This is a genomic window from Amycolatopsis sp. DG1A-15b, from assembly GCF_030285645.1.
Lineage (GTDB): Bacteria > Actinomycetota > Actinomycetes > Mycobacteriales > Pseudonocardiaceae > Amycolatopsis.
On the sequence record NZ_CP127296.1, the window covers coordinates 3,218,893 to 3,231,243 of the forward strand.

At 72.5% G+C, this 12,351-nt stretch carries 14 protein-coding genes; 10 read left to right on the top strand and 4 right to left on the bottom strand.

What is annotated here, in order from left to right:
* The first annotated feature begins 2 nt into the window (after nucleotides 1–2).
* A complete protein-coding gene (locus tag QRY02_RS14780) occupies nucleotides 3–773 on the top strand; it encodes a methyltransferase (RefSeq protein ID WP_285992093.1) in 771 nt (256 codons plus the stop codon).
* Here QRY02_RS14780 and QRY02_RS14785 read toward each other — a convergent pair.
* Entirely contained in the window at nucleotides 770–1,813 is a 1,044-nt protein-coding gene (locus QRY02_RS14785; protein WP_285993839.1) for a ferrochelatase, read from the bottom strand. The two genes, QRY02_RS14780 and QRY02_RS14785, sit on opposite strands and share 4 nt — an antisense overlap.
* An 87-nt stretch (nucleotides 1,814–1,900) precedes the next feature.
* Between QRY02_RS14785 and QRY02_RS14790 the strand changes: the two genes are divergently transcribed.
* Nucleotides 1,901–2,485, top strand: a complete 585-nt coding sequence (locus QRY02_RS14790) for a TetR/AcrR family transcriptional regulator (RefSeq protein WP_285992094.1) — start codon at nucleotides 1,901–1,903, stop codon at nucleotides 2,483–2,485.
* 74 nt (nucleotides 2,486–2,559) lie between these two features.
* Nucleotides 2,560–3,720 carry a Cmx/CmrA family chloramphenicol efflux MFS transporter gene (locus QRY02_RS14795; protein ID WP_285992095.1) on the top strand — a complete coding sequence of 387 codons (1,161 nt, stop codon included), beginning with the start codon at nucleotides 2,560–2,562 and terminating at the stop codon, nucleotides 3,718–3,720.
* A 3-nt stretch (nucleotides 3,721–3,723) separates the two neighbouring features.
* Here the strand turns inward: QRY02_RS14795 and fabI are convergent, their stop codons facing one another.
* Both fabI and fabG read right to left on the bottom strand, forming a co-directional pair.
* A complete protein-coding gene (gene fabI, locus QRY02_RS14800) occupies nucleotides 3,724–4,491 on the bottom strand; it encodes an enoyl-ACP reductase FabI (protein ID WP_285992096.1) in 768 nt (255 codons plus the stop codon).
* 43 nt (nucleotides 4,492–4,534) lie between these two features.
* The gene (fabG, locus tag QRY02_RS14805; protein WP_285992097.1) at nucleotides 4,535–5,239 is read right to left on the bottom strand and encodes a beta-ketoacyl-ACP reductase; all 705 of its coding nucleotides are present in this window, start codon (nucleotides 5,237–5,239) and stop codon (nucleotides 4,535–4,537) included.
* Between the two features lie 323 nt (nucleotides 5,240–5,562).
* On the opposite strand from fabG, the gene QRY02_RS14810 reads away from it, so the two are divergent.
* From QRY02_RS14810 to QRY02_RS14840, 7 genes are read left to right on the top strand one after another with little or no spacing between them, the layout of a single operon-like run.
* Nucleotides 5,563–6,891, top strand: coding sequence for an MFS transporter (locus QRY02_RS14810; RefSeq protein ID WP_285992098.1), 1,329 nt, complete (start codon nucleotides 5,563–5,565; stop codon nucleotides 6,889–6,891).
* Nucleotides 6,892–6,898: 7 nt separating this feature from the next.
* Nucleotides 6,899–7,576, top strand: coding sequence for a response regulator transcription factor (locus QRY02_RS14815; protein WP_285992099.1), 678 nt, complete (start codon nucleotides 6,899–6,901; stop codon nucleotides 7,574–7,576).
* 4 nt (nucleotides 7,577–7,580) lie between these two features.
* Nucleotides 7,581–8,975: a sensor histidine kinase gene (locus tag QRY02_RS14820; protein WP_285992100.1), complete on the top strand. Its 1,395-nt coding sequence runs from the start codon at nucleotides 7,581–7,583 to the stop codon at nucleotides 8,973–8,975.
* On the top strand, nucleotides 8,972–9,916 hold the full coding sequence (locus QRY02_RS14825) for a TAXI family TRAP transporter solute-binding subunit (protein WP_285992101.1): 945 nt from the start codon (nucleotides 8,972–8,974) through the stop codon (nucleotides 9,914–9,916). The genes QRY02_RS14820 and QRY02_RS14825 overlap by 4 nt, the downstream gene beginning before the upstream one ends.
* A gap of 14 nt (nucleotides 9,917–9,930) precedes the next feature.
* Nucleotides 9,931–10,353 carry an acyl-CoA thioesterase gene (locus QRY02_RS14830; protein WP_285992102.1) on the top strand — a complete coding sequence of 141 codons (423 nt, stop codon included), beginning with the start codon at nucleotides 9,931–9,933 and terminating at the stop codon, nucleotides 10,351–10,353.
* 4 nt (nucleotides 10,354–10,357) lie between these two features.
* Nucleotides 10,358–10,825, top strand: a complete 468-nt coding sequence (locus tag QRY02_RS14835; RefSeq protein ID WP_285992103.1) for a tRNA (cytidine(34)-2'-O)-methyltransferase — start codon at nucleotides 10,358–10,360, stop codon at nucleotides 10,823–10,825.
* A 9-nt stretch (nucleotides 10,826–10,834) separates the two neighbouring features.
* A complete protein-coding gene (locus QRY02_RS14840) occupies nucleotides 10,835–11,347 on the top strand; it encodes a hypothetical protein (RefSeq protein ID WP_285992104.1) in 513 nt (170 codons plus the stop codon).
* A gap of 1 nt (nucleotide 11,348) precedes the next feature.
* Here QRY02_RS14840 and QRY02_RS14845 read toward each other — a convergent pair whose 3' ends face one another.
* Nucleotides 11,349–12,329, bottom strand: a complete 981-nt coding sequence (locus QRY02_RS14845; protein WP_285992105.1) for a VWA domain-containing protein — start codon at nucleotides 12,327–12,329, stop codon at nucleotides 11,349–11,351.
* Nucleotides 12,330–12,351 lie beyond the last annotated feature (22 nt).

Genomic DNA, 12,351 nt, shown 5'->3' on the forward strand with positions numbered 1-12,351 from the left:
CGATGACCGAGGACACCTGGGCCGCGCTGGCCGGCGATTTCGCCGACGGTGCCTACGCTTCCGTCAAAGGTCGCGTGCGCACGCTCGTACTGCACCGGCAGCTGCTGGCACACCTGCCCGCCCCGCCGGCCGCGGTGCTCGACGTCGGCGGCGGCGCCGGCCACCAGTCGTTCCCGCTGGCCCGCGCGGGCTACGACGTCACTCTGCTCGACTCGTCGGCAGCGATGCTCGACAAAGCCCGGCAGCGGCTACCGGCGGCCCTCCAGGACCGCGTGACCTTCGTGGAAGCCGACGCCGCGGACGCCGAGGAGGCGGTCGGCAGCCGCCGCTTCGACGCCGTCCTGTGCCACGGCGTGCTCGGATACCTGGAGTCGCCGGAGCCCGTCCTCGACCAGCTGTGCCGGTGCGCCGCGCCCGGCGGTCTCGTCTCGGTGATGACGGGCAACGCCGACGCGGCGGCGGTGCGCCCGGCGCTGGAAGGACGCTGGGAAGACGCTCTGGCAGCGTTCGACGCCCGCACCGAAATCGGGGTGCTGGGCCTGCCGACGCGCGCCGACACGGTGGCGGAACTGAGCGAGTCCCTCCGCCGCCGCGGCGTGGAACCCGTCGACTGGTACGGCGTCTGGCTGTTCGTCGACTGGCTCGACCTCAGCGGCGCCGGACCGGACCCGGCCGAAACCGAGCGCGTGGCGGCCGTCGAGTTCGAAGCCGGCCGGCGCGATCCCTACCGCCGGCTCAGCCGCGTCTTCCACCTCGTGGGGCGCAAAACCTAACGGGCGGGGCGCTTCGCCGGTTCGCAGCAGCCGATCGCACAGGGCGCGCCGTTGACGGTGCAGCCCGCCACCGGGAACGCCGACAGCTTCCGCGCCGGGACTCCGTGCGTGTGCTCGCGGACCAGCTCCACGACCAGCTCCGCGAACCGCGGATCGCTGCCCGCCGTCGCCGCGCGGGCGAAGGCCATCCCGTGCTCCGCCGCGCGTTCCGCGGCCTCGTTGTCCAGGTCCCAGATCACCTCGAGGTGGTCCGACACGAACCCGATCGGCGACACGACCACGCCAGGCACCCCGGCGGCGTGCAGCGCGTCGATGTGGTCGACGATGTCCGGCTCCAGCCACGGCACCTGCGGCGGCCCGGACCGCGACTGCCAGACGACGTCGTACTCCGCGATGCCCGCCTCGGCCGCCACCAGGCGAGCCGCCTCCGCGATCTGGCGCGAGTACCGGCGGCCGCCCTCCGGCGGCGGCCCCGAGGCGCGGTCGGCGCTCTCCGGCACCGAGTGGGCGGTGAAGACCGTGCGGATCCCGGGCTCGTCCCCCAGTGACGCGTGGGCGGCGCGCACGCCGTCGGCGACCGCCGAGACGAACAGCGGGTGGTCGAAGAACTGACGGATCTTCACCAGCTCGGGGGCGCCGTCGCCGACCGCCGCGCGGGCGCGCTCGATGTCCTCGTCGTACTGGCGGCACGCCGAGTAGCCGCCGTACGCGCTCGTGGGGAACACCAGGACCCGCTTCGCGCCGTCCGACGTCAGCGTGGCCAAGGTTTCCTCGACCATCGGGTGCCAGTTGCGGTTGCCGAAGTGCACCGGCAGGTCCACGCCGGCCGCCGCGAGCTGCTTCTCGACCGCGGCCATCGCGTCGCGGTTCAGCTTGTTGATCGGCGAGACGCCACCGAAGTGCTGGTAGTGCTCGGCGACCTCCAGGAGCCGCTCGCGCGGCACCCCCCGGCCCCGGGTGACGTTCTCGAGGAACGGCATGACCTCGTCGGGCCCTTCCGGGCCGCCGAACGAAAGCCACAGCAACGCGTCGTATCCCACCCCCGTCATCTTGCCGATGTGGCGGCCCGCACGCTGAGCCGGGCCCGTTATGAATCGCGCAGTCCAAAACTCTGGTACGGTGCCTTCATGGCCAGGCCAAGGGAATTCGACGAAGCCGCCGCCGTCGAGAAGGCGATGCACGCCTTCTGGGAACACGGCTACGAAGCGACGACGACGCAGGACCTGTGCGAAGCCACCGGACTGGGCCGCAGCAGCGTCTACAACACCTTCACCAGCAAGCGGGCCCTCTTCCGGCGTTCGCTGGCGCACTACACCAGCACCCAGCTGGACCGGCGCCAAGCGATCCTCGACGGCCCGGGCACCGCGGCCGAGCGGCTCGCCGCGGTGCTCGACAGCGCCATCGAAGGCGACCTCGAGGACCGCCGCCGCGGCTGCTTCGTGGTCAATACCCTGGCCGAACTCGGCCTGCCCGACGACGAGGTGGGCGCCGCCCTGCGGGCCGACACCCGACGGAACCTGACCATGTTCGCCGCATGCGTCCGGGAAGGCGCGCGCGACGGCAGCCTCCGGGACGGCCTGGACCCCGCCGAGGTGGCGGAGTTCCTGCTCAGCACCACCTCGGGCCTGCGGGTGATGGCCCGCCGCGGCACGAGCCCCGAAAGCATGCACGCCGTCGCCGACATCGCGCTTTCGGCGATCGCCGCCCGCTGACAACCCCCTCCCGAAACCGTCCCCGACGGTGCCGCAGTTTTGAACTGACCGATACACAACCCGGAGGAGAACCGATGCCCCTGGCCGTCTTCGTCCTCGGCCTCAGCGTGTTCGCGCTGGGCACGTCCGAGTTCATGATCACCGGCCTGCTCCCCGGCATGGCCGCCGACCTGCACGTGAGCATCCCCGACGCCGGGCTGCTGATCTCGGCGTTCGCCGTCGGCATGGTCGTCGGCGCGCCGCTGCTGGCGATCGGCACCCTCCGGCTCCCCCGCCGCCGGACGCTGCTGGCGTTGCTCGCCGTGTTCGTCGTGGCGCACGTCGTCGGCGCGCTCGCCGAGAGCTACGCCCTCCTCTTCGCCACGCGAGCGGTCGCGGCTTTCGCCTGCGCCGGGTTCTGGGCCGTCGCACTGGCGACGACCATCGCGCTCGTGCCCGCCGGCCGGCGCGGCCGCGCGATGGCGGTCCTGGTCGGCGGCCTGACCGTGGCGAACATCGCCGGGGTGCCCGCGGGGACGTTCCTCGGCCAGCACGCCGGCTGGCGGACGGCGTTCTGGGCCGTGGCGGTGGTGACCGTGGTCGCGGTGGCGGGCGTGGCGCTGCTGGTCCCCGAGACGACCGGTGACGCGGCGGGCGTCCGCGGCGAACTGCGGCTGTACCGCCGGGGCCGGGTCTGGCTCGCCCTCGGCGTGATCGCGCTGGCGCAGGCCATGATCTTCGCCGCGTTCAGCTACCTCGCCCCCCTGCTGACCGAGACCGACGGCCTGCCCGAGGGCTGGGTGCCCGGCGTCCTGGCGCTGTTCGGCGTCGGCGCGCTGATCGGGATCACCGCGGGCGGCCGGCTCGCCGACCGGCGGCCGTTCGCGACGCTCTACGGCTGCCTCGGGCTCGCGCTGGCGGCCCTGCTCGTGCTCGCGCTGACCACCGACGCGCTGGTGGCCGTCGCGGCCGTGATGGCTTTCGGCGTCGCCGGGTTCGGCGCCAACCCGGCGCTGAACGTGCGGGCCTACCACGCCGCCGGCGACGCCCCCACGCTCGTGGGCGCCAGCACGACCGCGGCGTTCAACGTCGGCAACACCATCGGGCCGTGGCTGGGCGGCGTCGCGATCGACGCCGGGCTCGGCTTCCCGAGCGTCGCCTGGACCGGGATCGCTCTCGGCGTGGCGACGCTGGCCGCGCTCACGGCCGCCGCCGCCGTCCAGCGCGGCGACGACCGTGAGCCGGTGACCGTGTGAGGCTCAGACGCCGAGGAAGTGGACCCCGCCGTCGACCATGATCATCGAGCCGGTGGTGGCGGGGAGCCAGTCCGACAGCACCGCGCAGACGCTCTTCGCCACCGGGTCCGGGTCCGTGCTGTCCCAGCCGAGCGGCGCGCGCTCGCCCCAGCCGTCCTCCAGGTCGACGAAGCCCGGGATGGACTTCGCCGCCATGGTCTTCATCGGGCCCGCGCTGACCAGGTTGACCCGGATGCCCTGCGGCCCCAGCTCCTTGGCCAGGTACCGGTTGACCGATTCGAGCCCGGCCTTCGCGACGCCCATCCAGTTGTAGACCGGCCACGCGACACGCGCGTCGAAGTCCATGCCGACGTAGGAAGCACCCCGGCCGAGCAGCGGCAGGCACGCCTTCGCCAGCGACATGTACGAGTACGTCGAGATCTCGATCGCGGTCTTGACGTCTTCGGCGGGCGCGTCGAGGAACGGCGCGCCGAGGCAGGTCTGCGGCGCGAAGCCGATCGAGTGCAGCACGCCGTCGAGGCCGTCGACGTGCTCGCGGACCTTGTCGGCCAGGCCGTCGAGGTGTTCTTGGTTGGTGACGTCGAGTTCGATCACCGGCGCCGCTTCGGGCAGCCGCTTCGCGATGCGCTCGACCAGCGACATGCGGCCGAAGCCGGTCAGCACCACCTTCGCCCCCTCCTGCTGCGCGATCTTGGCCGCGTGGAAGGCGAGCGACGCGTCGGTGATGATGCCGGTGATCAGCAGGCGCTTGCCTTCGAGCAGTCCGGGCACGGGTCCTCCAGGTCTTGTTCGGGTCAGGGGTCTTCGGAAGAGGTCAGTGGCCGAGGCCGAGGCCGCCGTCGACGGGCAGCACCGCGCCGTTGACGTAGCCGGCCTCGTCGGAGGCCAGGTAGCGGACGGCGGCGGCGATCTCCGACGGCTCGGCGTACCGGCCGGAGGGCACCTGCGCGAGGATCTCCTTCTTGCGCTCCTCGGGCAGTTCGTCGGTCATGTCCGTGTGGACGAACCCGGGCGCGACGACGTTCGAGGTGATGTTGCGCGAGCCGAGCTCCCGGGCCAGCGACCGCGCGAAGCCGACCAGCCCGGCCTTCGACGCGGCGTAGTTGGCCTGGCCGGCCGAGCCGGAGAGGCCGACGACCGAGGAGATGAAGACGAACCGCCCCCACTTGCCGCGCAGCATGCCGCGCGAGGCCCGCTTGGCGACGCGGTAGGCGCCGGTCAGGTTCGCGTCGATGACGCGCTCGAACTGCTCGTCGCTCATCCGCATCAGCAGCGTGTCGTCGGTGAGCCCGGCGTTGGAAACCAGCACCTCGACCGGCCCCTGGTGCTCCTCGACGAGCTTGAAGGCGGCGTCGACCTGCGCGGTGTCGGTGACGTCCGCCTGGACCCCGAAGAGGCCTTCGGGCGCGCCCGAACCACGGTGCGTGACGGCGACCCGGTGCCCCTGCTCGGCGAGGTCCCGGGCGATCGCCAGACCGATGCCCCGGTTGCCCCCGGTGACCAGAACGGACCGTCCCACTGTGTTCTCCCTCTTCGTGAACTCCTGCGCTGCTGCCGCGCACGAGGTTATCGGCAGCGCCGCCGGGTCGCGCACCCGCGCCCGGGCTCGCCGCGGCCGTCCTGAACGGGTGTCAGGAACTGTCCCCCGACCTTGCTGGTTACCCGCTGGTTGGTCACCGTGAGTCGCAACACAGGAGGTCGGCGGCGGCATGCGGCGGGTTGCCCGGTCGCGGCTGTCCCGCGAAGAACGTCACCGTCCTAAGCCCGTGTTAGGAACTGCCTCTCCGTCTTGCCGCTCACCCGCCGGTTGGTCACCGTGAGTCGCAACACAGGAGGTCGACGATGACAACCCGGCTCAGCGGTGCCGCCACGTACCAGCATGGCAGCGAAAAGCGCGTGATCGGCAACGTGCTGCGCGGCTCTATCGGCAACTTGGTCGAGTGGTACGACTGGTACGCCTATGCGGCGTTCACCACCTACTTCGCCAAGTCTTTCTTCCCCACGACCGACACCACGGCCGCGTTCCTCGGGACCGCCGCCGTGTTCGCCGTCGGGTTCCTCATGCGGCCTCTCGGCGGCTGGATGCTCGGGCGGTTCGCCGACCGGTTCGGCCGCCGCAGCGCGCTGGTGCTCTCGGTCACGCTGATGGCGGGCGGCTCCCTGCTCATCGCCGTCACGCCGAGCTACCACACCATCGGGATCGCCGCGCCGATCCTGCTGCTCACCGCCCGGCTGATCCAGGGGCTGTCGGTCGGCGGCGAGTACTCCACCTCGGCGACCTACCTGTCCGAAGTGGCCACTCCCGGCAAGCGCGGCTTCTACTCGAGCTTCCAATACGTGACGCTGTACGGCGGCCAGCTGCTGGCGCTCGGTCTCCAGCTGATCCTGCAGGCGCTGCTCACCGAGCAGCAGCTGACGTCCTGGGGCTGGCGGATCGCGTTCGGCGTCGGCACGGTCGCCGCGCTCACCGTCATGTGGTTGCGGCGGGGCATGGACGAGTCCGAGAGCTACCAGCGCGAGGCGGAGGAAAACAAGAGCGAAAACAAGGGCGGCCGCGGCACCCTGCGCGCGCTCGCCAAGTACCCGAAGGAGATCGCGCTCGTCGTCGGCCTGACCCTCGGCGGCACGGTCGGCTTCTACACCTTCGCCACCTACAGCCAGAAGTTCCTCGAGAACACCGCGCACATCCCGCGGCGGCAGGTCACCATCGTGCTGTTCTGCGCGATCCTCATCGCCGCCTTCCTGCAGCCGGTGTTCGGGCGCCTGTCCGACCGGATCGGCCGCCGGCCGCTGCTGCTGTTCTTCGGCATCGGCGGCACGCTGCTCACCGTCCCGCTGATGACGGTGATGGGCTCGACCCGCAACCCCGTCGGCGCGTTCTTCCTCGTGCTGGCCGGGCTGGTGATCGTCGCCGGGTACACCTCGATCAACGCCATCGTGAAGGCCGAGCTGTTCCCCACGAAGATCCGTGCCCTCGGCGTCGGGCTGCCGTACGCGCTGACCGTGGCGATCTTCGGCGGCACCGCCGAGCTGATCGCGCAGGCGCTGAAGAGCGCCGGGCACGAAACGGTGTTCTTCTGGTACGTCGCGGGCTGTGTCCTGGTGTCCCTGATCGTCTACGGCACAATGCGGGAAACCTCGAAGACCTCGGAGCTGGAACAACAACGCTGACAAGGAGATGGCCGTGCGCGTGCTCCTCGTCGAAGACGACGCGGGTGTCGCCGGCGCGCTCGCCGAGTCGCTGCACGCGCGCGGTCATCCCGTCACCAGCGTCGCCCGCGGGGCCGACGCGCTGCACCACCACCGCGCGGCCGACCTCGTCCTGCTGGACCTGGGCTTGCCCGACCTCGACGGCCTCGACGTCCTCCGCAAGATCCGGGCCGTCTCACCGGTCCCGGTGATCGTGCTGACCGCCCGCGGCGACGAGCGCTCGGTCGTGCGCGGTTTACGGCTCGGCGCGGACGACTACCTCGCCAAGCCGGTCCGGCTGGCCGAGCTGCTGGCCCGGATGGACGCCGTCGTGCGGCGGGCGGTCGCCCGCGCCACCCCGGCCGACAGTGCTGGTGACGTCGTGCGCGTCGAAGACGTCGAGATCGACCTCGGCGCCCGCCGGGTCCTGGTCGCCGGGCACGACATCGGGCTCACCACCAAGGAGTTCGAGATCCTGGCCGTGCTCGCCGCCCGCCCCGGCACCGCGGTCAGCCGCCAGCAGCTCATGGACGAGGTCTGGGGCGACGCCTACCTCGCGGTGTCGCGCTCGCTCGACGTCCACCTGACCGGGCTGCGCGCCAAGCTCGACCGGCCGGGCCTGCTCACCACCATCCGCGGCTTCGGCTACCGGCTCGGCCGGGACTGACCCCGTGCGCACCCGGCTGCTGGTGGTCCTGGTCGCCCTCGCCCTCGCGGTGGTCGCCGCGTTCGCCGTGCCGCTGCTGACCGCCACCGCCGAGCAGCGCACCCAGCAGCTGGTCATCTCCCGCACCGCCGACGTCGACCGGTTCGTCGTGCTCGCCCAGCAGGCCGTCGACACCCACGACCCCGCGGCCCTCGTGGCCGACGCGGAGCGCTACACCGGGCTGTACGGCGAAGGCGTCGTCATCGTCGACGGCCGGCGCCTGCCGCTGGTGCAGGCGGGCGGCCTGACCGCGGGCGAGCCGGCGGTGCGCGCGCTGGTGGAGGCGACCATGCGCAACGAACCGGCGCCGCGGGTGGACCGGCTGGACCCGTGGTCGGCCGAACCGGCCTACTTCGCCCGCCCGGTCGGCACCGGCACCCGCGTGTCCGGCGTGGTCGTGCTGCGCGCTTCGGTGACGGCGGCGGCCGCGGACGTCGCCACCCGGTGGGGCACCATCGGCGCCGGCGCGGTGCTGGTCGCGATGGTGTTCGTGCTGCTCGCCGTGGTGCTGGCCCGGTGGATGGTGCGGCCGCTGCACGAGCTCGAAACCGGGGTGCTGGCCGTGGCGGGCGGGCACCGCGCGCACGTCCCGGAACGCACCGGGCCGCGCGAGCTGCGGTCGCTGGCCGCCGAGGTCAACCGGATGTCCGAAGCCGTGCTCGAAGCCGCCGAGCAGCAGCACCGGCTGGTCGCCGACGCCTCGCACCAGCTGCGGAACCCGATGGCGGCGCTGCGGCTGCGGGTCGACTCCCTGGCCGGGCGGATCGAGGACGACGACACCACCTACCGGGCGACCGTCGCCGAAGTCGAACGGCTCGAGAAACTCTTGGACGGCCTGCTGGCGCTGGCGCTGGCCGAGAGCACCGCGACCCGTGTCGCCGCCGGGGGCGCGGACGAGGCCTGCGACCTCGCGTCCGTGCTCGCCGAACGCGTCGACGCCTGGCGCCCGGCCGCCGAGGACGCGGGCTCGACGATCGTGCCGCCACCGGGCCACGACGAGCCGGTCACCGTGCGCTGCCCCGAAGGCGAGCTCGCGCAGATCCTCGATGTGCTGCTGGACAACGCCGTCCACTACGCCGGCCGGGGCGCGAAGATCACGACGGACTGGGAAACCGGCGCGTCGACCGCGACGCTCGTCGTTTCCGACGACGGGCCGGGACTGTCCGAACAGGACAGGGCGCGGGCGACCGAACGGTTCTGGCGGGCGGGTGGCGAAGGCGCCCCGCGCGGCACCGGCCTCGGCCTCGCCATCGCCCGCCAGCAGGTGCGCACCCGCGGCGGCGTCCTGGACCTGCGGCAGGCCCTCCCCCACGGTCTCGAGGTCCGCGTCACGCTGCCGCTGCGCGAGGTGCCGGGATGACGCTCACCCGCCGCACGGCCCTGCTCGGCGGCCTCGGCCTGGCGCTGGGCGGGTGTTCGGCGTCCGGCTACCGCGGCCCGGAACGCGCGGTCACCATCGCCGCCGGTGAGCGCGGCGGGTTCTACCTGGCCTTCGCCGAGCTCCTCTCGGCCGAGCTGAACCGGGCGGAACCGCTGCTGCACGCCACCGCCGTGCCGACCGAGGCGAGCGTCGCCAACGTCGGCCTCGTGCAGCGGGGGCAGGCCGACCTCGGGCTGGTGCTCGCCGACGTCGCCCAGACCGCGCTCGCCGGCGGCCCGCCGTTCGCCGGGACGGTCCCGCTGCTCGCCCTCGGCCGCGTCTACGAGAACTACCTGCAGCTGGTCGTGCGCGCGGACGGCCCGGTGCGCCGGCTGGCCGACCTCGCCGGGCGCGCGGTGTCCCTGGGCGCGGGCGGCTCCGGGGCGGCGCAGCTCGGCGAGCGCCTGTTCGCCACGGCGGGTGTCGCGGTGGACGCCCGGCACCTGCTGTTCGACGACGCGGTCCGCGCGCTGGCCGGCCGCCGCATCGACGCCATGCTGTGGTCGGGTGGGGTCCCGACGCCGAAGCTCGCCGAGCTGACCCGGACGACCCCGATCGCGTTGCTGCCCCTGGATTCGGTGGTGCCGGCCCTGCGCGCGGCGTACGGCCCGGTCTACGACCAGGTCCAAGTCCCCGACGGCGCGTACCGCGGCGTCGGCGCGCTGAGCACGATCGGCGTGGCGAACCTGCTGGTCTGCGCGCCTTCCCTGCCCGACGACGTCGCCGCGGCCGTGGTCCGGCTGCTCGTCGAGCGCGCCACCGCGCTGGTGCCCGCCGAGGCCGTGGGCACGCAGTTCCTCGACGTCCGGACGCTCATCGGGACCCAACCGGTCCCGCTGCAGCCGGGCGCGGCGGCCGCGTACCGGGCCCTGCACGGTTGAACTAGATTGGGCGCGTGACCGCACCTCGCCGCCCGATCGCCGAGATGCCGCTGCGCGTGCGCTACCACGAGTGCGACGGCCAGGGCATCGTCTTCAACGCCCACTACCTGGCCTATGTGGACATGTGCTCCTTCGAAGCGGAGAAGGCCCTTTTCGGCTCCCACGAAGAGTTCCTGAAGCACGGCACCGACGTCGTGGTCGCGGAGGCGAACCTGAAGTTCCGCGCGCCGGCCCGCTACGACGACGAACTGGTCGTCTCGCAGTACCCGAACCACCTCGGCACGACGTCGCTGATCTTCGACTTCGAGATCCAGCGCGACGAGACCCTCGTGGCGGCGGCCACCGTCCGGTACGTCTTCATCGACCCGGCGACCCTGCGGCCCACCCCGCCGCCGGACGCGGTCCGCAAGGTCTACGCGGCCCTGCTCGGAGACTGAGCCCGTGTTCCGCGTTCTCTTCTACCAGCCGGAAATCCCGCCCAACACCGGCAACGCGATCCGGCTGGCCGCCAACACCGGCTGCGAACTGCACCTGGTCGAGCCGCTCGGCTTCACCCTGGAGGACAAGCAGCTGCGCCGGGCCGGGCTCGACTACCACGACCTGGCCCGGGTCCACGTGCACGCTTCGCTGGCCGCGGCCTGGGAAGCGCTCCTGCCGGCCGAGGTCTACGCGTTCACGGCTTCGGCGACGCGGCTGTACACCGACGTCGCCTACACACCGGGCGACGTCCTGATGTTCGGGCCGGAGTCGGTAGGGCTGCCCGCCGCGGTGCAGGAAGCGCCGGAGGTGACCGACCGCGTGCGGCTGCCGATGCTGCCGACGAGCCGGTCGCTCAACCTCGCGAACACCGCGGCGATCACGGTCTACGAGGCCTGGCGCCAGAACGGCTTCGCGAGCACGCTCCGGTAGGTTCGCCGGATGCGACAGCAGTTTCTGGGGGCGCTCATCGGCGCCGCGTTCGGTACCGTCTTCGTGCTCGTCAACTCCGGTGCCCCCGTCCCCGCGGCGCTCGGCTGGGTGCTGCGCGCCCTCGCCGTGCTCGCCCTGGCGGCCGTGGTGGTCCTCGGCGTCCGCGCGGGCGGGCGGCCGACCCTCGAAGACCGGCCGATGTTCGGACCGGGCTACCGGGTCGTCGTCATCGGCGAAGTGGTGCTGCTCGTCGCCGGGTTCTTCGTGCTGAGCCTGCTGGACGCGCCCGTCCAAGCCAACGTCGCCTGGATCGCGACCGTCGTCGGCCTGCACTTCGCCGCGCTGGCCGCGGCGTGGAAGACCCGCTCGATCCTCGTCGTCGGCGTGCTCCTGACCGTGCTCGGCGTCGCCGGTCTCGCCCTGCTCGGCAGCGCCGCACTGCCGTGGGTGCCGTTCGTCAGCGGCGTCCTCTCCGGGGTGACCCTGCTCGGCGGAAGCCTGTACGGCGTCCGCCGAGCCTGAGTCAGGGCAGCCGTTGGCCGAAGAACAGGCTGGCCGCGGCGCCCAGCATGAGGATCAGCGTCCCCACCACCAGCCACGGCTTGCTGGCGTCGGCGTCCTTGAGCTCGTAGCCGATCTGCTCGCCGAGGTCGGCGTAGACCTTCTTCAGCTCCTCGGCGCTGGCCGCCTTGTAGAAGTCGCCGCCCGAGAGCCGCGCGATCTCGCGCAGCGATTCGTCGTCCACGCTGACCGGCTGGGGCTTGTCGTCGATGGTGACCGAACCGTGGGTGGTGCCGAAGGAGATGGACGAGATCGGCACCCCGGCCTGCTTCGCCGCCTGCGCCGCGGTGTACCCGCCGCGCGCCGCGTACAGGTCCTCGGGCACGGTCTGCTTCCCGTCGGACATCAGCACGATCCGCGCCGGCGGCGGCCCGTCCGCCCCGCCGACGACGCTCGAGAAGCTCTCCACCGACTGCAGCGCCGCGAAGATCCCTTCCCCGGTCGCCGTCGACTGGGCCAGCTTCAGGTTTTCGATCGCCTTGATCACGCCGTTGCGGTCGGTGGTCGGGTTGACCAGCACCGTCGCCGTGCCCGCGAACGAGATCAGCCCCAGGTTGATCCCCGGCGTCATGTTCCGCGCGAAGCTCGTCGCCGCCTCCTGGGCGGCCTGCAGCCGCGTCGGGAGGACGTCGGTGGCCTCCATCGACAGCGACACGTCGATCACCAGCATCACGGTCGCCCGGTTGCGCGGCACCTTCTGCTCGGCGGTCGGCCCGGCCAGCGCCACCGTGAGCAGCAGCAGTGACAACACGATGAGCACGGCCGGCAGGTGCCGGACCCAGCCCTGGCTCTTCGGCGCGACCTTTTCCAGGAGGTCCAGGTTCGCGAACCGCATGGTCCGCTTCCGGCGCGCCCGCTGTGCGAGCACGTACCCGATGGCGACCGCGGCGACCGCGATCAGCAGCAGGAACCACCACGGCGACGCAAATCCGGTCAGGCTCACGCGCACACCTCGCTGACGCTCG